14 protein-coding genes are annotated in these 21,877 nt (G+C 34.6%); 10 read left to right on the forward strand and 4 right to left on the reverse strand.

Translation table 11 applies throughout. From position 1 onward, the window contains the following. The first annotated feature begins 98 nt into the window (after positions 1-98). Positions 99-2,144, forward strand: a complete 2,046-nt coding sequence (locus tag ACUUYC_RS23630; protein ID WP_474269972.1) for an alkaline phosphatase family protein — start codon at positions 99-101, stop codon at positions 2,142-2,144. Positions 2,145-2,171: 27 nt separating this feature from the next. Here the strand turns inward: ACUUYC_RS23630 and ACUUYC_RS23635 are convergent, their stop codons facing one another. Continuing rightward, positions 2,172-3,050: a T9SS type A sorting domain-containing protein gene (locus tag ACUUYC_RS23635; RefSeq protein ID WP_474269974.1), complete on the reverse strand. Its 879-nt coding sequence runs from the start codon at positions 3,048-3,050 to the stop codon at positions 2,172-2,174. A gap of 125 nt (positions 3,051-3,175) precedes the next feature. Beyond that, the gene (locus tag ACUUYC_RS23640) at positions 3,176-4,060 is read right to left on the reverse strand and encodes a T9SS type A sorting domain-containing protein (RefSeq protein ID WP_474269976.1); all 885 of its coding nucleotides are present in this window, start codon (positions 4,058-4,060) and stop codon (positions 3,176-3,178) included. Between the two features lie 508 nt (positions 4,061-4,568). Between ACUUYC_RS23640 and ACUUYC_RS23645 the strand changes: the two genes are divergently transcribed. The 8 genes from ACUUYC_RS23645 (at position 4,569) to ACUUYC_RS23680 (ending at position 19,370) form a co-directional block, all read left to right on the forward strand. After that, a complete protein-coding gene (locus ACUUYC_RS23645) occupies positions 4,569-7,016 on the forward strand; it encodes a GEVED domain-containing protein (RefSeq protein WP_474269978.1) in 2,448 nt (815 codons plus the stop codon). A gap of 208 nt (positions 7,017-7,224) precedes the next feature. Continuing rightward, positions 7,225-7,818 (forward strand): pseudouridine synthase, encoded by a 594-nt coding sequence (locus tag ACUUYC_RS23650; protein WP_474269980.1) that lies wholly within the window; start codon positions 7,225-7,227, stop codon positions 7,816-7,818. Positions 7,819-7,951: 133 nt separating this feature from the next. Next, positions 7,952-9,214: a TraB/GumN family protein gene (locus ACUUYC_RS23655; protein ID WP_474269982.1), complete on the forward strand. Its 1,263-nt coding sequence runs from the start codon at positions 7,952-7,954 to the stop codon at positions 9,212-9,214. A 169-nt stretch (positions 9,215-9,383) separates the two neighbouring features. Beyond that, on the forward strand, positions 9,384-10,646 hold the full coding sequence (locus ACUUYC_RS23660; protein WP_474269984.1) for a DUF6265 family protein: 1,263 nt from the start codon (positions 9,384-9,386) through the stop codon (positions 10,644-10,646). 24 nt (positions 10,647-10,670) lie between these two features. Then, positions 10,671-12,008: a M28 family peptidase gene (locus ACUUYC_RS23665; RefSeq protein WP_474269986.1), complete on the forward strand. Its 1,338-nt coding sequence runs from the start codon at positions 10,671-10,673 to the stop codon at positions 12,006-12,008. Between the two features lie 6 nt (positions 12,009-12,014). Then, a complete protein-coding gene (locus tag ACUUYC_RS23670; RefSeq protein WP_474269988.1) occupies positions 12,015-12,788 on the forward strand; it encodes a hypothetical protein in 774 nt (257 codons plus the stop codon). A 2-nt stretch (positions 12,789-12,790) separates the two neighbouring features. After that, positions 12,791-13,366, forward strand: coding sequence for a YdeI/OmpD-associated family protein (locus ACUUYC_RS23675; RefSeq protein WP_474269990.1), 576 nt, complete (start codon positions 12,791-12,793; stop codon positions 13,364-13,366). Between the two features lie 67 nt (positions 13,367-13,433). Continuing rightward, the gene (locus ACUUYC_RS23680) at positions 13,434-19,370 is read left to right on the forward strand and encodes a T9SS type B sorting domain-containing protein (protein WP_474269992.1); all 5,937 of its coding nucleotides are present in this window, start codon (positions 13,434-13,436) and stop codon (positions 19,368-19,370) included. A gap of 72 nt (positions 19,371-19,442) precedes the next feature. On the opposite strand, the gene ACUUYC_RS23685 is transcribed toward ACUUYC_RS23680, so the two are convergent. Next, positions 19,443-21,044: an FAD-linked oxidase gene (locus ACUUYC_RS23685; protein WP_474269994.1), complete on the reverse strand. Its 1,602-nt coding sequence runs from the start codon at positions 21,042-21,044 to the stop codon at positions 19,443-19,445. A 5-nt stretch (positions 21,045-21,049) separates the two neighbouring features. Beyond that, positions 21,050-21,403 (reverse strand): hypothetical protein, encoded by a 354-nt coding sequence (locus ACUUYC_RS23690; RefSeq protein ID WP_474269996.1) that lies wholly within the window; start codon positions 21,401-21,403, stop codon positions 21,050-21,052. A gap of 285 nt (positions 21,404-21,688) precedes the next feature. Between ACUUYC_RS23690 and ACUUYC_RS23695 the strand changes: the two genes are divergently transcribed. Then, positions 21,689-21,862, forward strand: coding sequence for a hypothetical protein (locus ACUUYC_RS23695; RefSeq protein ID WP_474269998.1), 174 nt, complete (start codon positions 21,689-21,691; stop codon positions 21,860-21,862). Positions 21,863-21,877: the final 15 nt, after the last annotated feature.

Consider the following 21,877-nt stretch of genomic DNA (forward strand, 5'->3'; position numbering starts at 1 on the left):
TTTTGCTTGATTTGAATGCAATCAAATTGTGTATACTTAATCTTTGTTTTACATTTATAAACCATATTGTATAAAACGAACCTTATTAACCCAATATTATGAGCAAACCTTTCGATCGCGTTATTACCATAATGTTTGAGAATCAGTACCGAAGTTATGTAATTCAAAATCCATTTCTAAAAAAACTAGCATCTGCAGGAGCGGATATGACGAATTATTTTGGTGCTTTTCATCCATCACAAACTAATTATTTAGCATCTTTTGCTGGTGAAATTTGTGGTGTAACCAATGATATTCCTCCAGCTTCTCCATTAATGCAGGAAACACTAGTAGATTTATTAGAAGCCAAAAACATAAGCTGGAAAGCATATATGGAGGCATATCCTGACAAACCTAACAATGATGTTTGGAATCCAGCTTGGGTTAATCCTGATTATCCTACAACAGAGCAACCAATTACACAATTCCCTCCTGCTGACAGCAAAACGGAGCTTTCTAGATATTATAGAAAACATAATGCTTTTGCTTCGTTTCATAATGTTCAAAAAGATGAAAATAGATGGAAAAAAATTGTAAGTGATGTTGAGTTTTGGCAAGATGTTGCTAATGATGCATTACCAGAATATAGTTGGTTTACACCAGATATTTGGAATGACGGACATTACTTATACAATACACATATTGACACCAATCCGCGTACACAATTAGTACCACAATTATCTGCTTGGCTAGAACATGTTTTTTTAGGAGATATTGAAACCACAAAGATTCAAGGAGGCGATGCAACTGGATTAAAAAATATTGGATTAAACTTAGATATCGATTTACTATTAACTGATCCACAAAAAGCTTGGGAACAATCAAACGTACCAAAAGGAACTTTATTAGTAATTACCTTTGATGAAGCTGATTACGATGCTAATGGTTATGACACCAATTACGATGGACCAAACCAAATATATACGGTTCTTTTAGGTGATATGATTACACCTGGAACTACAATTGATACACCTTATAATCATTATAATTTGATTAGAACTGTACAAGAAAATTTCCAATTAGGTTCTTTAAAAAAGAATGATTACGGAGCAAATTGGTTCAGATTTCTTTGGAATGAATCTTTTGCCTGGAATGCAGCTATTGACACAAAACTAGCCGTCGGCACTGCTTTGGCCGTCACAAATGGCTTGGAAGGAAAGCATATGGTGTTTTCTAGTCCAAATGGACAGTTATTTGATAGTATTCTTACTTCTTCAGGATGGAGTCATCCTAACAAACTGGGAATTATTACACAAGGAGAAATTGCTTTAGCATCAATAGGAAACAATACTATTTTGATAAATATTGGTATTGATGCTGAATTAATGATGACTATTTATGACGCTACCACAAAACAATGGTCTTCTACTACAGCTTTAGGAATAAAATCAGCTAAAAGTTTTGCTTTAACTTCCTATTTAGACATGGCAACCTCAGAAAATAGATTAATGTTATGTTGGGTTTCTGACAATGGTTTCATTCAATCTAAAATTGGTAATGCAACTGGTGTCTTTAAAGATCAAGTTCCTGTGAATCAATTGACAGATGGTCCAATGACATTAGGGCAGTTAGGCGCTTCTTTATTTTTAATATATAAAGAAAGAAACACGCGTAAAATGCGCATTACTTCTTATAACACAGGACCATTTAATGCTTTTAAAGCGCATGATTTTCATGACAATCCTGCACCTGAAAACAATACAACATTGCATCAATGGTCAGTCACAGATTTTTCCGTAGGTCATTTTTCAAAAAAGATGGCAGCTTTAGCAGATGAATATCAAAATTTAGGGAATATGGCTGTATCAACAGTTTCAGGAGAAATGCATTTGGTACACAGAGGCGGCTATAAAGATTTATCAAACGCATATACCGAAGTATTTGGGTTGACAGGAATTTATTCCGCAGAAAATCAACTAAGCAACGGTTATGCAACATTAGATCAAGCTGGATGGACAAAAGAACAAGAAATGACGGATGTTTCTATCAATGTCAACAGTCCTATTGCAATGGCTTCTGATGAAACTACACTCACATTAGTTTGGGCAGATGCCAACACAAATACAATTCAGTATAAGCAAGGAACATACACTTTAAATAAATAAAGTTTATAAATGTAGAATATTACACCTTTAGCCTTTTACAATCTTCTTTGTCAAAGTTCCTGAAGGTGTTTCTATTTTTAAGAAATAAATACCTTTGCTTTTTATTTTAGACATGTCTAACTGTACTTGTGCAGTAGTTATATCTTGCAAAAGCAATTGTTTACCATCTATAGAAGTTAAGCTAAGTGTTCCTTTTGTGGTATTTGGGAAATTGATATACAATTGATCAACCACAGGGTTTGGATACACTTTAATAGCATTCAAAAACTTTTCTTCTACAGATAATAAGTGGATAAATCCAATACTATCTATTTCTAACGTTCCAGTGATAATTTCTCCTTCAGTGGCTATCGTTGTATTATGAATAATTTCAGTTTCTATTACGTTTGTCAAAACAGAATCTACATAATCTGTTGCTGGGTTTGTGCCTTGAAATAATGTAAAAACACCATTTGAGTCAATAGGAAAAGTAGTGAACATCCATGGTGACCCAGCAGGAATAATTATAGGATTCGTAGAAACTATCTTTGTATCATTTGATCCAGTAAGTACGATGCGCAAATGCAAATCGAAACTATTCGTATTCCTAACTAAAAAATCACAATAAGCAACACCAAAACTTCCAGCTCCATTAGTTCCAATTATAATATTTCCACTAAAATCTGACGATTTAATACTCATTTGTCCATTTACACTATTCGTACCATCACAGGTTTTTAATAAATAATTGAAATTACCAAAGGTAGGTCCAGCAGTTCCTGTATTCGAATGAAGTTGATTGGTCAATGCAGTTGTAGAATTATCTGAATTTGTCCAATTATCTAATGTTCCATCTTCAAAATTACTCCATTGTGCTTGAAGAAATAATGGTAATGATAATAATACGAAGAGTAGTTGTTTTTTCATAGCGTGTTTTTTTCATTCTTAATTTACTACAATGTAATTATTTATCTACAAATTTAAAATACATTCTACCCTAATTTGACATAAAATTGCTGTTTTTAGGGCTGTAAAAAAGAGATATTGAATACTTAACTTTTGACAATCTTTTTTGTCAATGTTCCTAAAGGTGTTTCTATTTTTAAGAAATAAATACCTTTACTTCTTATTTTAGACATATCTAATTGCATTTGTGCACTTGTTAGTTCTTGCGAAAGCAATCGCTTGCCATCAATAGAAGTTAAGGTAAGTGTTCCTTTTGTTTTATGTGGAAAATTGATAAATAATTGATCTACTACTGGATTTGGAAATACATGAATATCTCTTAAAAAAATTTCTTCTGTAGATAATAAAAAATAGTAATTAAAAGCATCAATTTCCAATAATCCTATTATATTTTCTCCTTCTGTTGATATTGTAGTGCTATGAATAACTTCTGTTGATGTAACTGATGTTAAAACACCATAAACATCTATGTTTGTTGCTGATCCTGGAAATAATGTAAAAGTATTACTCTCAGCACTTAGAAAGAAGTTTCCTCCTATCCATCCAGAATTCGCAGGAACTATAAAAGGATTTGTAGTTACAATTTTTGCATTATTAAATCCTGTTAATACAATTCTCAAATGCAAATCAAAACTATTGGTATTTCTTACTATAAATTCACAATTTTCAAATGCAGGAAATCCAAATAGTCCCGGAATAAAAAAATCTCCTTCAAGAAAATCTAATGATTTAATACTCATAATTCCAGTTGCAGTATTTGTTCCATCACAAGTCTTTCTCAAATAATTATTACCTCCATCAAAAATTGGATTTGAATCTACGTGTATTTCATTTGTTAAATTAACTGTACTTCCATCTGAATTGGTCCAATTATTAAGTGTTCCATCTTCAAAATCGTTTACTTGAAGTGATTGTGCATAAAAAAGTATTGGAAAACAACATAGTAATAAAGAGAGTATTTGTTTTTTCATAGTATTCGTAGTTTAATCTTACAAGCAATATAGAAATAAATCACGTCTTCATAATTGCTTAAAACCCTAATTCAATATATTTTTTATGCTTTTAGGGCACTAAAAATATCATATAAACGTATACAATAGATCACAGTGCTTGTATTGGCAATCGAATCAAGGTTGGAATAACAAATTTCCCTTTACGTCTTGCCTTTTGATAATGATATATATTTGCAGGAAATACAGCAACTAATAAAATAATGATTCCTATTGTGGCAACAGATCGTGTAGTTTCAAACAGTAAACTAATTCCTAAAAGGATTTCTATGATTCCAACAATATTGAAACGGGTATTTTTGTTTTATTTAGACTCATGAAAACTATTTTTCAGTCGCTAATAATACTTTATAAATATTTCAACTTTAGTAGTTTAGTATAATTTTTTATATTAATTTAGGAATGTTAACCACATTTTGATTACTTGATTCTCTGAATTTCATCATTATGAAAAACAATTATTAACATTATGACCAACTTAATCTCTCAGATTAGCACAAAAACATTCTTTATATCACTTGTTTTCTTTTTTAGCATTCAACTTAATAGCCAAAACTTATCGTGTGGTACTCCATCTATGACTGAAAGTCAAATAAGATACACACTTGATGTTGTGGATAAGGCAGGAGCAACGAGAGAAAATACAGGGACTACCTGTTTACCTATTAGAATTCATATTGTTACGGATGATGCTGGAAATGGAGGAGTTTCGATGGCAGATGTAAATGAAGGCGTAGCAAATTTGAATAATTTCTATCTAGCTGCGAGCATTGAATTTTATATACATTCTGTAAATATTATCAATAGTTCTGCTTTGTATACATTCGATACTACAGAAGAAGCTGCAATGACTGCTGCTAACTCTACCTATGATGCCGTGAATGTCTATTTTGTTGATAGCATTACTATCCCTAATTTTGGAGGAGCTTGTGGTTATGCCCGTTATCCTAGTAATGATACTAATTCTCTTAATATGCTAATGGATAATGGATGTCTATTAAATGGTCCTAATGGAACTTTCGTGCATGAGTTTGGGCACTTTCTCAACTTAGCACATACACATCAGAGTACAGGAAACGGGAATACAAATGCCAACGCTGAAAATGTTCCTAGAACTGGACCAGATTCCAATTGTAGTTCTACAGGTGATTTATTATGTGATACAGAGGCGGATCCAAATGGTAGTAATGATGCTAATTGTAACTTTATAAATGATGGCGTTAGTATGCAAGATGAAAATGGGCTTACTTATACACCAGATATCAATAATGTGATGTCATATTATTCAGATGCATGTGGCGGAATTTTTACACCTGAACAGTATACACGAATAGCAAATGGTTTAGCAATAAGACTTGGTCATACTGCTTATAATTTATTGGGAGCTGCACCTACAGATGTAATCAACCCTTCGGGTTTAACCGCTATGAATAATTCATCTGGAGTAGATTTATCTTGGACTGATAACGCAACAAACGAATTAGGTTATTTAATTGAAAGATCTGACGACGGAGGCGCGACTTGGATTGTACCTGTTGGAGCTGGTGTTGACGCTAATATTACTTCTTACACAGATACTACAATAGTTTCAAATACAACCTATCATTATAGAATAAAAGCTTCAAATGATGATTGTAATGATTATTCAGCTACTGCATCAGTTGTAGTAGGACTATTTTATTGTGGATCTTTAGAATTTACGGCTAATGTTGAACCTATTACTTTGGTTGATGTTGCAGGCATTAGTAATGTAACAAATGCTACTCTAGGAGGTCCTGCGCATGAAGACTATACATCCATTGTTGGAGCAATGGAAGAGGGAATGTCCTATCCAATTGCTTTGGAAGGAAATACAGATGGTAGTTATACAAATAGATTTGCTGTTTTTATCGACTGGAACCAGAATGGTATTTTAGATGATAGCGGTGAAGTTTATGAAATTACAGAAACAATTTTTAACTCAACCGGAACCGACGGCATGCAAGCTACAGGTATGATCGTTGTACCCGCAGGCGTTACTGCTGGTAATACTTTAATGCGAGTTAAGAAAATATATAACACTACCAATTATTTAGATCCTTGTCTAGGAACCGGATATGGTCAAGTTGAAGATTATACGATTACTGTAACTGCTAGCAGCGTAGTTGGGTTAAGTCCAAAAGTATATATTCAAGGCGCTGCCTTAAACCCAAATGTGGGAGAAGAAACCTTAATGCGTGACGATTTGCGTGTAGCTAATCTAGTGCCAACTACAAGTCCGTATGCAGATGGATTATCTTGTGATACTTCTGTATTTAATACTACAGGAACCAATGCAGTCGTGGATTGGGTTTATATAGAATTAAGATCTGATGTTACAAATACAACTATTGTAGACAGTCAGTCTGCTTTATTACTAAGAAATGGAATGGTAGTAGCTGTAGATGGTTTTTCTAATCTAGAATTTCAGCAACCAGCAGGAGATTATTATGTGGCAATTAAACATCGGAATCACTTAGGTATAATGAGCGCTGCAACAGTAAGTTTGTCTAACACTATAACCTCGATTGATTTTACAGAAGCTAATAATCAAATCACTTATGGCTCTAATGCGCAAACCACTTTTGGTATGCCAGCCAATATAGTAGCACTATGGTCAGGAGATGTTAATGCAGATAAAAAGATACAATATTTAGGTACCAGTCCAGATACACCAAGTATCTTATCTAATGTATTAAATGATGTTGGAAATAGTTTAAATTTTCCAACTTTTAAAGTTTCTGGATATAATAATAATGATGTTGATATGAATGGAGAAACACAATATAGCGGAACAGCGCCAGACACACCATTTATCTTACAAAACGTATTATCGCACTCAGGAAACTTTTTGAATTTCAGTACATATTTAATACAAGAACAACTACCCGAAGATTAAAAAATATATGCTAAGCCGAGTCGAAATATAAAAGAAACAAAAATGAATTTAATCAGTCATTTTGAAGTTCATCAGGTATTAGAATATAATATTAAAAAAAGTTTATAAAACAAGCTATTTTGAGTACTTTTAATGATCCTTTTTTTAGAAAAGAAAAACTAAAAAATCTAATAAAAGTTGCATCAAGTAGCTCCTATCATATTCCCTAATGTCCAAACATCGTCACTTCATCATACACAAACCATTTAAATATCTTTCGCAATTTGTAAACAATCAAAGCAAACGAAAGAATAAAAAGCTTTTAGGAGAATTAGGTGATTTTCCAGAGGGAATTATGGCAATTGGTCGTTTGGATGAAGATTCGGAAGGTTTACTATTTTTAACAACTGACGGAATGGTTAGTGAACAAGTTAGAAGTAAAAAGGTTGAAAAAGAATATTATGTGCAAGTTGATGGTGAAATTACACTTGAAGCTATTGAACAACTTAAAACTAGTGTCGAAATTGGCATTCATGGTAAAAAGTATCAAACCTTGCCTTGTGAAGCTTCTATCCTAAATCCTGCACCAATTTTTAAAGCACGCACCAAAAAACTGCGTGATGCTCGCCACGGTCCAACCAGTTGGATTTCCATCACAATTACTGAAGGAAAGTTTCGTCAAGTTCGAAAAATGACAGCCAAAGTTGGGTTTCCAACCTTACGTTTAATGCGTATTCGTATTGGTGATATTTTACTAAACGATTTACAATCTGGTGAAATTATTGAAGTGAATTCTTTTGATATCATTGCAGATAGATCATAAATCATCATATTATTTCAACAAAAACCGCCTTGCAGAAATATAATATATATCTTACATTTATAGTAATTAATATTTTCAAAATCTAAATTCATTGAGTAAATATGCTTTTGATTTATTAAGAAAGATAAAAGCTATGTATACTTCTACAAATAAAAAGAAAGAGACAAAAAGTCAATCTGTTGCAAATTCAATTTCACAACAGCATGAAAAAACTCCATTTCAACTTGTAGATAATCGTCCAAATGGTATATCTGAAAAGAAACTACAACATAAGATAGATCATCAGCAAAAACAAGTTGTACAACAACAAGCTTCTTCTGAATCAACAGTAATACAACGATTCCCTTGGGGAAAGAGCATTGGTGCTCCCGCACTAGGACTATTAGGAAATTTTATTGCGCCTGGAATCGGAGGTTTTATTGGAGCAGGAATTGGTGCTTTAGCAGGCCATTATTATGACACCTTACCAACTAAACCCAAAGGAAATGCCCCTCAAAAACCAAACAATATGACCGATGTGCATGTTGATAGTGAATATTTTGAAGATGATGTAGATGATCACAAAGATAAACTTGGTGCTGACAATACTGACCATAATCATCTTTCAAATTTCGAAAAACAATTTCTAGGAATACATAAACAAAACAGAACCATGACTAGCAGTTTGCATCCACAAACGCTCAACGATTTAGGAATGCGGCTCAATACGTTAACTGGTAAGGATGATAAAAGCAGAGGTCAGCAACAAATGTCTCCACAAGGAAAAGCTTATGATGCATATACATCAAAAAAACTTATATATGATGGTGCTACTGCAGGCAAAAGTAAAACACATGCAAATCATCCACATGAAAAAGAAGTACTTGGAGAATATCATCATCTACCTAATCAAAAACAAAAATTAGCTAATGATTTACAGCAAGGAAATGCTAAAGATTCGTTGTATTTAGAGCTCAACCAAGAAATACAACCTTTAGTAACGCATTACAAACAACAATATGCACAAGATAATACGACTCCTATGCCTAAATTGCTAAAAGGATATTTACAGCGTATAGATAATAACTTTCGTCTACAAAACGAGCGAAGTCAAGAAAATCAAAAGTACGCTGCACAAGGGCAAGCTGGAACATATGAGCATCTTGTGGATTCTCATATAAAAGCTGGTAAAAATGTAGTCTTTGCAGATTCACCACATGTAAAAGGTCTTCCAGATGATAAAAATTTCGAATACAATCGTGAAGCTGGTATGAATCAAGCTATGTATGAGAAAATCACTCAAGATCAAAACCAAAATCCATCAAGCTATACGGTACTTACAGGGCAAGCGCATGTAGGCAATAATCGTCATGGTTTACAAAAAATTACAGGTTTAAAAGATCGATTAGGAGCTTAAAAAATAATCTTAGAATATTATAGAAATGATTCTTTTAAAATGTAAGGCATTAATGTATAGTTGCGTTATTTTTAACACTTCATATTTCTTGTTTTGTTAAAAAATCATGTGTTAACAACCCATCTTTTCAAAATTGTGTAACTTTCAGTCACCAAACCAACAACCACATATGAAAAGATTACTACAACTTTTAGTAGTTATGATTCCGCTTGCCGTTTTTTGCCAACCAAATACCGAAGTATATCTATTTGATTTAAAAGCAGATGGAGATCAATTGACAATCACCAACGGAAAAAACATTTCCAACAATGAAGGATATGACAATCAACCTTCATTTCAATATCAAAACACCATTCTATTTGCGTCGACGCGAAACAAACAAACCGATGTTCTTGCTTACACTACAGGAACTGGCAAAAAAAAATGGTTAACGGACACCAAACAAGGAAGTGAATATTCGCCCACAAGCATTCCTACAACAAAAGACTTTTCGGCAATCCGACTCGATACAACAGGATTACAACGTTTATACCGATACCGAAGAGGAAAAAGCAAACCGTTACTTAGTGATTTAAAAATTGGATATCATGTATGGAATTCTAGAAATGTACTGGTTTCCTTTGTGTTAGATGAACCACATCGCTTAGTAGTTTCAAATTTCAAAAAAAACACACATCCTACGGTTGACACCAATATTGGTAGATCGTTACACAACATTCCAAATACAAATTTGGTAAGCTATATAAAAAAGCAAAATGATGCTTGGGAAATTCGTTCATTAAATACGACAACGTTCGAAACCAAAAAAATTACGAATACAGTTTCCAATGTAGAAGATATGTGTTGGTTAGCTGATGGTTCTATTTTGATGGGAAAAGGAAAAGCATTATATCGATTTGACCCTAAAAAAGATACGGAATGGAAAATCGTGAAACTATTCGATAAAGAAGACTTTGATAACATTACTCGAATTACGGTAAACAAACCAAACAATAAATTAGTACTTGTTGCCGAACAAGAAACCGCGCTTGAACCAAAGCTTGAAAATATTCGTTGGATCGCTGGAAACTGGAAAGGTGAAGCCTTTGGCGGAATTACAGAAGAAAACTGGAGTGAACCTTCTGGTGGCTCTATGATGGCAACTTTTAAATTAATCTCTGATGGAAAAGTAAGTTTTTATGAAATTGAAACCATTTCAGAAGTAAACAATAGTTTATTGTTACGTCTAAAGCATTTTGGTAACGATTTAAAAGGCTGGGAAACCAAAGATGAAACCGTTGATTTTCAATTGATTAGAGTTACCAAAAACAAAGCCATCTTTGAAGGAATGACATTTGAATCTATAGATGAAAACAATATGATTGTATATGTTGCCATTAGTCAAAAAGATGGTACAACAGCTATTATACCATTCAACTATACCAAAAAATAAATCATACATTAAGAATATATCCTTATGAAAAACATTATCACTACTATCCTACTCTTTTCTACTGCTTTCGCGATGTCACAAACCGATCAACGCTTGTATGATATCATTGATGCAGTTTCGGAAGAACGCATAGAAAACGACATTAAAACACTCGCTAATTTCGGAACACGAAACACGTTTAGTGACACCATTTCTGAAACTCGTGGAATTGGTGCTGCACGCCGTTGGATAAAAGGAGAGTTTGACAAAATATCTGGCAATTGTGATGATTGTTTACAAGTTTTCTATCAGAAAGATTTTGTTACGAAAGAAGGTAATCGTCGTGTCCCAAAAGATGCTTGGGTTGTAAATGTTGTTGCGGTTCAAAAAGGAACAAAATACCCAAATCGTTATGTTATTATGAGTGGCGATATTGATTCGCGCGCAAGCGACACTATGGATTTTACAACGGATGCGCCTGGTGCTAATGATAATGCTTCAGGAATGGCAGGAACCATTGAAGCTGCTAGAGTTTTATCGAACTACAAATTTGAAAATAGTATCATTTATGTTGGACTTTCTGGTGAAGAACAAGGATTATTTGGCGGACAAGGTTTAGCAAAATATGCAAAAGATAAAGGTTGGGATATTATTGGTGTTTTAAACAATGATATGATCGGAAATATTGAAGGCGTTGATGGTGTGATTGACAATCGTTCATTTAGAATTTTCTCTGAACCTGTTCCTGCAAACGAAATAGAACGTCAACGCAGAGCTCGTCGTTTTTATGGTGGTGAAGTTGATGGAATCTCAAGACAATTAGCACGTTACATACACAAAAAAGTAAAAACATACATGCCCGAAATGAACCCAATGATGATTTATCGTTTGGACAGATTTGGTCGTGGTGGACATCACAGACCTTTTAACGATTTAGGTTTTGCAGGAATCCGAATTATGGAAGCTCATGAAAACTACAATCGTCAGCATCAAGATATTCGCGAAGAAAACGGTATCAAATATGGTGATGTTATTGAAGGTGTAAATTTTGCGTACGCAAAAAAATTGACGGCTGTAAACGCAATCAACTTAGCAAGTTTAGGTTGGTCACCATTGCCGCCAAAAGATGTTGAAATTGGAGGAATTGTACAACCAAGCGCAAAATTTCGTTGGAAAAAATCTGAAGATTCTAATGTAGTTGGTTATAAAATTTATTGGCGTGATACAACTGCACCACAATGGCAACATTCACGATTTGTAGGTGATGTTACTGAATTTACATTAAAAGGAATTGTGATTGACAATTACTATTTTGGAATTGCTACTGTTGGCAAAAACGGACATGAAAGTTTAATTGCTTTTCCTGCAAAAACATTTAGATAGATTTTGATGAAAATTATAGTTAAAATATTATTTGCGACAATTATTTTAGGCTGTTTTAATTCGTGTACACACGAGAAAACAAACAAAAATGAAGTATTAGTATTGGGTACAATCCATAGTGGTCATTTGACCAAAGAGGAATATTCTATTGAAAAATTGACTAAGCTTATTCAGGAAATTCAACCAGATATTATCCTTACGGAAATTCCACCCGATCGTTTTGCTGCAGCTATAGAAGGTTTCAAAAAAGACGATAGTATTTCTGAACCAAGAGTGATGCGTTTTCCTGAATATACAGATGTTATTTTTCCATTATCAAAAACGATGAATTTTGAGATCATTCCAACAGCTGGCTGGACACGACCAATGGCTATGGAACGACAGCAAAAATTGCGTGCTATCAGTAAAGATTCTACACGTATTGAAGATTGGAAAGCATATACAAAAGCAAATAAAATTTCTGATTCACTCATGAAAGCAATTGGAAAAGAAAACGATCCATATTTTATTCATACAAAAACATATGATAGTATTTACAATATCAGTTTAGAGGTTTATAATAAGTTATTTAATGTAGAATTAGGACTTGGCGGTTGGGACAATATCAATATTGCACACTATTGGAATATTGAAAAAGCACTCGAAAAATATCGCAATCAAAACAAACGAATTCTAATTACATATGGTGCTGGACATAAAGGTTGGTTTTTAAAAGAACTTCGTAAAAGAGACGATATTATACTCTTGCAAATGAAACCATTTTTAGATAATATTCAATAATCATGACGGAAAGAGAAGAATTATACTTTAGAAATACAACAGAATGGCGTCAATGGTTAGAAAAAAACTATGATAGCTCTACAGGTATTTATCTCATCTTTTACAAAGTAAGTTCAGACAAAGAAAGTATGCGTTGGGAAGAAGCTGTAAAAGAAGCGTTGTGTTTCGGTTGGATTGATAGTACCGTAAAAAGATTAGATGACGAACGCAGGCGACAATATTTCTGCCCACGTAAACCAAAAAGTGTTTGGAGTAAACTCAATAAAACCTACATTGTACAGCTCATCGCAGAAAATAAAATGCATGAAAGTGGTTCACTCAAAATGATTGCTGCAATCAAAGATGGTTCATGGACAGCATTGGATGATGTTGAAAACTTAATCATTCCTAATGACTTACAAACTGCTTTTAACAACTCGCCTAAAGCATACAAAAACTATCAAAACTTCAGTCCTTCCTATAGAAAAAGCTATTTATATTGGTTAAATCAAGCAAAACGAGAAGCAACTCGTGAGAAACGAATTACAGAAATCATTCATTTGTGTACTAAAAACGTGAAATCAAGGAGTACACGCTAACAATCATGGGAATTATAGGTATCGTATTGATCAAATTAATATCTTGCATATAATTATTATGAAAAACATGAAAAAGTTACCAATAGTAATAGTTATTCTATTACTCCTCTCTAGTATTGCATATTCCCAAAATGATTGTAATGAAGCTATTGTTGTATGCGGAAATCTAGGTTTTGAAGACTTAGACGTAGTCGGCGTAGGAACACAAGAACTTTCTGGATCAAATACATGTGGAAGTCAAGAAACCAATTCTATATGGTTAGATGTTACCGTAAATACAGGCGGAACACTCGGCTTTACCTTAACACCAACAAGTACTGCCATTACTGAAGATTTTGATTTTTTTATATTTGGCCCCAATGTAAGTTGTGGTAATATTGGTCAGGCAATTCGCTGTTCTACGACGAATCCACAAGCTGCCGGACAAGGAAACAACCTTACAGGAATGAACGCTACAGAAACAGATACCTCAGAAGGTCCTGGAGCTGCCGGAAATAGTTTTGTACGTTGGTTAGATGTAAATCCTGGAGATCGTTTCTTCATTGTCATAGATAGACCAATAGGAAACAGTAGTTTTGATTTAGATTGGACAGGAACTGCGACCTTTAATGATGCACCAGATTCAGTGCCGCAAGGAACATTATTGCATTTAGCAGAATGTGATACAACTGGCGATCCAAATGACAATTCTACTATTTTTGATTTAACTGTAAATACGCCTGTTATTATAGGGACACAAACAGGAATAAGTATTTCTTACTACACATCACTTGGAAATGCGCAAACTGCTAACAGTCCTATTCAAAATCCAGCAGCATTTCAAAATACGAGTGCGCCACAAGATATATTTGTACGAATACAAGATGACAATACAGGCTGTTTTACTATAGATGATTTTCAAGTACGAATTTCAGGAAACATTGATCCTGGAACTCCAGATAACTTAACTGCCTGTGATGGAAATGGAGATGGTCTCGAAATATTTGATTTAACTCAAAATAATGCGCTTATCGCGAATGGTGCAGCAAGTCCTACAGTAACATTCTATTTATCTGAAATGGATGCGCAAGGTCCAACGAATCCAATTTCGGATATGTATCAAAATCAAAATGCATTCACACTAGAAACTATTTGGGCACGATTAGATAGTGGTTCAGGATGTTCTGGAGTTACATCATTTACAATTCAAGTATTTAGTACTCCAACTGCCAATGTCATTGATGATCAATTGATTTGTGATAATGACAATGATGGTTTTTCTACGTTGAATTTGGATGATTTCACTCCACTAGCGTTAGGGACTCAAAGTGACACTCAATTTTCTGTCACTTATCATCCTACTCAAGCTGATGCGGATACAAACATGAATCCAATCGCTGGAATGTACACCAATCAAGCTGCATATACGCTGGAAACAATTTTTATTCGTGTTGAAAATAATGACAATACAGATTGTTTTGCTACTACTTCTTTTGATTTCGATGTGTTCGATCAACCAACTGCAAATCCTATTGCTACTTATGAACTCTGTGATGATGCTATTGATGGTGATGATACCAATGAGTTTTCAACTTTTGATCTTACTACAATTGATCCGCAGGTGTTAGGTACACAAGATCCTACTCAGTTTACAGTCTCATATCATCCAAATCTAAACGATGCCAATGATAATATGAACGCACTTGCTGATGCATACATCAACCCAATGGCTGGTGGGAATCAAGTATTCGTGCGTATTGAAAACAATGACAATCCAAACTGTTTTGAAACTACATCCTTTGATGTAGTGGTCAATCCACTTCCTATAATCTTACAACCTGTTGAACTTCGTCAATGTGATGATGATACCGATGGTGTTTCTGATTTTAATCTAACAGAAGCCAATTCACTTTTATCTGCTGACTCTGCAAATGAAACCTTCACCTATCATACCAGTCTAATGAATGCCATGGATGGTGTTAGTGCTATTGCTAATCCAACTGCTTATTCAAGTACAAATGCTGTAACTCTATATGTACGTATTGAAACTGTAAATGGCTGTCCTAGAACTGGAGAAGTAAACTTGTCTGTTGCCACAACTCAAATCCCTGCTTCATTTCAAATTGCCTATGAAGTCTGTGATGATGATCTAGTGGATGGTGATAACACCAATGGAGTTGCTACCTTTGATTTTAGTGGTGCACAAGCACAAATCAATGCACTCTTTCCTGCCACTGGACAAACACTTACCATAACATACTACGAGAACTTTGCCGATGCACTAGCAGAAACCAATGCAATTGCAGATATCAGTAATCACAGAAATGATGCATCACCAAACTTACAGAACATTGTTGTGCGTGTCGATAGTGATGTGGATAATGCATGTCTGGGACTTGGAGAACATATATCACTTACAGTAAATCCATTACCAACTCAAAATACAATTACAGACTATATCGTCTGTAGTGATGATGCCAATCAATTTACTTTTGATTTAACCATTAAAGATACCGAAGTAATCGATGGTCAAGCCAATATTGACGTTTCGTATCACGAATCACTTGCTGATGCACAAGCTGATACAGCGCCTATTACAGGTCCATACACTTCTTTTCCTAGAACAATTTTTGTGCGCGCCATAAATACCGTGACAGGATGTATCAATACAGCCATGAGTTTTGATCTGATCATCAATGAGAATCCAATCGCCAACATGCCTGATGATTTAATTGTATGTGATCAGCCTTTTGACGGGATTGCTCCTAGTGATCTAAATTCACAAAGTGCACAAATCATCGGAACACAAACTGGTGTATCTGTACAATACTATCTCAATTTAGTAGATGCACAAACAAACACAAACCCACTTGCCTCTCCATATACAAACATCAGCAATCCACAAACTATTTTTGTTCGTGTTCAAAATGGAACTACAGGATGTTTTAGTATTACTAATTTTAATATCGTTGTCAGTGAATCACCAACTGTTTTCCCTGCAACACCATTAGAATACTGTGATACAGACAATGATGGTTTTGGTATTTTTGATATCAGAAGTACTGAGAGTCAAATTACAGGTGGTGTAATTCCAGGACAAGTAACAGTAACTTATCACGAAACTCCAGAAGATGCTGATAACAATGTGAATGTTTTAGCGGATAACTATACCAATATCAATGCCTATACTCAAACAATTTATGTCCGTGTGGAGAATATCCTTACGGGATGTTTCAATGTAGTATCGCTTGATCTTATTGTTCATGATTCACCTGAGATCGCTGCGATGGATGCAACAATTCTTGCTGAGTGTGATACCGATACCGATGAGATTGCACAGTTTGATCTTACTCAAAGTGAACCAGACATTCTAAATGGAGAAGATCCATTAACTCATGATATTTCTTATTATAACACACAGGTCAATGCCGCTAATGGTACTGGTGTAGGACAGATCAACAATGCAAACGCTTATAGCAACATACCACCAAGTCCACAAGTGATTTGGGTACGTGTGGAGGATTTAGCCACAGGCTGTTTTACAGTGACTAATTTAACCCTTGTTGTCAATGAATTGCCAACACTTGTACAATTGCCAGGTTTAGAAGCATGTGATGCCGTTAGCCTTAATGATGGGATTGAAGTGTTTGATCTAACGTCTTTGGCAGAAGACTTACTTAACAGCGCGCCAGGAATTAGTCTTGATTATTATGCCAATGCAGCGGATCTAGCTAGTGATACTCCTATTGCGGATCCAACGATGTATAGCAATACAGAGATTGGTGTGCAAACCATCTTTGTAAGAGCCACCAATGATACCACAACATGTGAAAATACGATTACCTTTGATATTAGAGTCAATCCACTTCCGAGTCCAACTCTTGATCCAAATGGTACGCTTACAGCTGACATTTGTGATGAGGACAATGATGGATTCCAATTATTTGATTTAAATGATCTGGTAAATGATATTATCAACAATGAGCCTGATGTAGATTATAGTTTCCATGAGACACTAGAAAATGCACAGATGAATCTATTTCCACTTGCCTCTCCATATACCAACATTATGATGGATAGTCAAACAATCTATGTCTTGGCAACCAATACTGTGACAGGATGTTTTACTGTTACACCACTATTATTAACAGTTACACCAATTCCAGTATTACCACTAGTGATTACAGATTTAGAAGAGTGTGATGATGCATCAAGTTTGGATGGCTTTGATATGTTTGATCTTACTCAGACACAGACAGAGATCTATGGAACACAAACCCCAGGAGACTTCACCCTTAGTTATCACGAGAGTGAAATGGACGCAGAAGATGATGTTAATCCTATTGTGAATCTTACAAACTATACCAACATTGTAGCCAATCAGCAAACAATCTGGGTACGTTTAGAACACAACACTACCGAATGTTTTGCCATTGGTAGTTTTGATATTATTGTGGTTGGACCGCCAGTACTGGTACAACCTACTCAATTTCAACTCTGTGATGATGAGTTAAGTGGAGATACCAGTGATGAGCTTACTACTTTTGATCTAACCGATAAATACTTAGAGATCACAGGCGGAGATACTAGTTTAACCTTGACTTACTATGCTAATGCAGCAGATCTAGCCAGTGACACGCCAATAACAGACCCATCAGCGTATCAAAATATAGACAATCCACAAACAATCAGCATCAGAGCAACCAATAGTGCAGGATGTACTACTGATATCACTATGACACTTCGAGTACTTCCAGTACCAACTCCTAACACCATGCCTGAGCCATTAACTCAGTGTGATGATGATGTTGATGGGATTTTGGTATTTGATCTTACTCTATCAGAGGCTGAGATTGTAGATAACGAGAATAATGTTACAGTAAGCTATCATATCAATCAGATGGATGCCATCGATGATGCCAATGCCATTGTTGATCCAACGATGCATACCATAGATATGGCAACTGCCACTAACGGACAGGTGATCATCTATGTTAGAGTGGAGAGTGATCTTCAAATTGATAGTAATATGCTGCCTTGTTATACCATTGTAGAGTTACCTGTAATTGTACATCCATTACCAGCCTTAACAGATACAGCCTTTACCTATGTGTTTTGTGAGTATGACGCTGATGATGTAGGACAGTTTGATTGGGATGTAGTGACTGCTTCATTAAACTTACTAACAGCTCCACAGGATATAGCAGACTTTACTGTGACTTATCATCCTACTGTGGCAGATGCCTTAGCAGGAACAGCAGCCTTAGTCAATGGCTTTGAGAATACAACGGATCCACAAACGGTCTTTATCCGTGTGGAGAATACCGTTACCGAGTGTGTTAACATTAATAACATTGCTAGTTTAGAGCTGAGTGTAGAACCAATCCCAACGGCAACACTTCCTAATACTTATGAAGAATGTGCTGATGATCAGAGCGATCAAGATACGGCTACCTTTGATCTTACCAGTTTGGATGCTACCATTATTAATGGACAAACTGATATGGAAGTGGTGTACTATCAAACAGCTACTGATGCAGCTGCGGTAGACATTGCAGTGAATACACCTGCCTTTGCAGATACACATAATGTAACGGCTACCGCATCAGGTGGTTCAGGCAGTTATGAGTATCAATTAGATGATGGAGCTTGGCAAACTGATGGAATATTCACAGACCTGCAATCAGGACAGCATACTATTACGGTAAGAGATACCAATGGATGTGGAGAGATTGTTAAGACCTTTGGATTGATAGACTTTATGCAGTTCTTTACACCAAATGGTGATGAGTACAATCCAACATGGAATATCATTGGACTGCAGAACCAACCTGCGGCGAAAATTTATATCTTTGACAGGTATGGAAAGCTCTTAAAACAGATTAGTCCTGCTGGACCAGGATGGGATGGAACTTTTAATGGAAACATTATGCCATCAGCTGATTATTGGTTTAGAGTCGAATATGTAGATCCATTTGATGGAACTCCAAAAGAATTTATCAATCATTTTACACTTAAGAGATAATTTACACTGAAATAAAAAACCGAAGGATGAAAAATATCTTCGGTTTTTTTTATTTATATGATATTTTTTCTTCTATAATGAAACTATCAGATCATCATCATTCGTATCATTTGGCGTATGTAAATTTATATCTTGTAAGAAACTATTTGAGAATACTTGTTGCATTTCCGTAGATAATAATCCATTTCGATATTTTTTCCATTCAACAACATTTTCACCAAACATATCAGTTACCAAATTAGGAAACTTCCAATCGGAATTCTTTCCCCAATGAATCGTAAACGGAATATCATTTTCTTGCAATACTTCTATCATACGTTTTGAATATTCTGTTAAACTCATTAGCTTTCTTGTTTTTTCCCACAATACACCATCGATCTCTAACATACACGTAATTGGAAATTTTGTAAAACCTAATGTTGCTTCAGTCTGCTTTACGAATCGCATTGCAAAAATTCCTGGAATCGGACCTTCCTTTTGCGTCATTTTTTCTAAAACCTTATACGCTTTTGATGAATCTTTGTGATGAATTCCTACCGAACATGCAAACGCTGGACCTTGATATGGTGCGTCCCAAAACGTTTCATACAAAGTTCCTAAGGTCTCTTCATTTACCGTAGGAAGAATTGTTTTTCGTAATTTTTTAATAAACCACGGAATACTTTTCGGAAACTTTTCAGATACTTTTATCAATAAATAAATTAGATCTTTATATAATGATGTTTTAATCACGGGAAATGGATCGGGATATGGAATTGCATATGGTTTTTTATACATAATCTCGACCACGTATTCACTTTCATTTGTATATGGATTGATAAAAACTTTATAATGATATGGGCGATTGGGTTTTCCATGTTCATCTACTTCTCCATCAATTTTAAAAGCAGCATTTTCAAAATCCATCGTATCCGCTAATTCCAACGCAGTCTCTTTTTTTATCTTCTTTACATAGCGTTTCAACAGAAAACGATCTTCAGCTTCAATCACAACGCCATGTATAAATCCAAAAGCGCCCAATCCTACCAAAGCTGCATTAAATAAATGATCATTTCTGATTACTTTAGCATTTATCTTTTTAGCAAAACCATCATTCAAAGCAGGTTTCGTGTGTCGTTCTAAATATACTATATCTGTTGGCTTATCGCCTACTACTAAATTGATTCCAACTACATAATCTTGTACAGAACCAACATTTAAAGCCGAACCATGTACGCCTGTAGACATACAACCTGCAATAGTTTGTCCGTTACTAGCTCCACTCGTTTTTAACGATTTCCCATGCGAACCTAATACTTCAGAAATTCTTTTGATGGTATTTCCGCATTGAAAAAAGAATAAATTTTCATTAGCATACGCCGTATTTTCATGTGTCAATTCTTGTGGAATTGGAATATGAATACTCATAAAACCATTGTAATGCATATTGTCTTTTTGATGTGCAATATGCGATAATGACCAACTAGAACCATAAGCTCTGAAACCTTCATTTCTATCCGCAGCTTCTCTAATAAGTCGTTGAATTTCTATCGCTGCATCATTATAACGATCATATTTTGAAAACATATTTGCAGAGCCTTCCAATTCGGTTACATATAAAGTTTTCAACGGAAAAGGACCATTATTATGTAGCGTATCCCAAGTACTTTTTGTGTAAGGTGTTGTCTTTGCCATAATTCTTAAAAATTAGGTTTCATACATACATATTTTACGCGCACACGTCTTTTACGACCAAGTGTTACAGCACTCAACAGAACACCTCCAAAAGTATTTCGATATTCTACTGTATGAATTCCACTAGTGCCACAATCTTTCAATAATAATGTAAAATCTTTATCCGTTGCTTTTATAGTGATTACAGTATCTATTTCATTGACTTTCATCATTCTGTAATAATCAGTTCGATCACTTACAGGATCTGGCATTGGATCTCCATATACATTCTTCAATCGAACACTATAACAAGACGAGAAAAGGCAGCATATTATAAGTGCTACACTCCATTTAACTAATGTTTTATATTTTACTTTCATAATCCCTCAAATTGATTAAATATAAAAATAATCGCTTTCTAGTTGAATTTCAAGGGTATAAACACCCAAATACTCAGCAAATAAGAATAGCATAAAAACACTTACAATGATTTTGGTTTTAATTAGAAAACTAGTAGTTTAAGGTATTGACAAAAGGAATCATAACGAATGAAATTTTTATTGATTATTATAAGATTTATAATGACTCACATAGCTAAAATATCGCTTGCACTAACTTTATTGATTCACATTTCAGTATTAGTAACTTTTAAATTATTGGATAATTTGAGTCTAATAATTACAATTTATAGTATCAGTTTAGTTAGTGGAATCTTATTAAAATTCTATGCAAAAAATCATTTAAAAAAAATAGGTTGGGGACTATTCTATGGTTCAATTTTATCATTACTACTTTCAGTAGGCTTTATGATTTGGTTAGGAGCAAATTACCCAAAATAAATTTTAGTTTATTGC

This window comes from Kordia sp. E (assembly GCF_056033805.1).

What these genes read in the sequence shown, in the direction of transcription:
- ACUUYC_RS23685 (WP_474269994.1), bottom strand. Translation starts at nt 21,044, where the DNA reads ATGGCAAAGACAACACCTTACACAAAAAGTACTTGGGATACGCTACAT.
- ACUUYC_RS23635 (WP_474269974.1), bottom strand. Translation starts at nt 3,050, where the DNA reads ATGAAAAAACAACTACTCTTCGTATTATTATCATTACCATTATTTCTT.
- ACUUYC_RS23690 (WP_474269996.1), bottom strand. Translation starts at nt 21,403, where the DNA reads ATGAAAGTAAAATATAAAACATTAGTTAAATGGAGTGTAGCACTTATA.
- ACUUYC_RS23670 (WP_474269988.1), top strand. Translation starts at nt 12,015, where the DNA reads ATGAAAATTATAGTTAAAATATTATTTGCGACAATTATTTTAGGCTGT.
- ACUUYC_RS23660 (WP_474269984.1), top strand. Translation starts at nt 9,384, where the DNA reads ATGAAAAGATTACTACAACTTTTAGTAGTTATGATTCCGCTTGCCGTT.
- ACUUYC_RS23640 (WP_474269976.1), bottom strand. Translation starts at nt 4,060, where the DNA reads ATGAAAAAACAAATACTCTCTTTATTACTATGTTGTTTTCCAATACTT.
- ACUUYC_RS23655 (WP_474269982.1), top strand. Translation starts at nt 7,952, where the DNA reads ATGTATACTTCTACAAATAAAAAGAAAGAGACAAAAAGTCAATCTGTT.
- ACUUYC_RS23630 (WP_474269972.1), top strand. Translation starts at nt 99, where the DNA reads ATGAGCAAACCTTTCGATCGCGTTATTACCATAATGTTTGAGAATCAG.
- ACUUYC_RS23665 (WP_474269986.1), top strand. Translation starts at nt 10,671, where the DNA reads ATGAAAAACATTATCACTACTATCCTACTCTTTTCTACTGCTTTCGCG.
- ACUUYC_RS23650 (WP_474269980.1), top strand. Translation starts at nt 7,225, where the DNA reads ATGTCCAAACATCGTCACTTCATCATACACAAACCATTTAAATATCTT.
- ACUUYC_RS23680 (WP_474269992.1), top strand. Translation starts at nt 13,434, where the DNA reads ATGAAAAAGTTACCAATAGTAATAGTTATTCTATTACTCCTCTCTAGT.
- ACUUYC_RS23675 (WP_474269990.1), top strand. Translation starts at nt 12,791, where the DNA reads ATGACGGAAAGAGAAGAATTATACTTTAGAAATACAACAGAATGGCGT.
- ACUUYC_RS23645 (WP_474269978.1), top strand. Translation starts at nt 4,569, where the DNA reads ATGACCAACTTAATCTCTCAGATTAGCACAAAAACATTCTTTATATCA.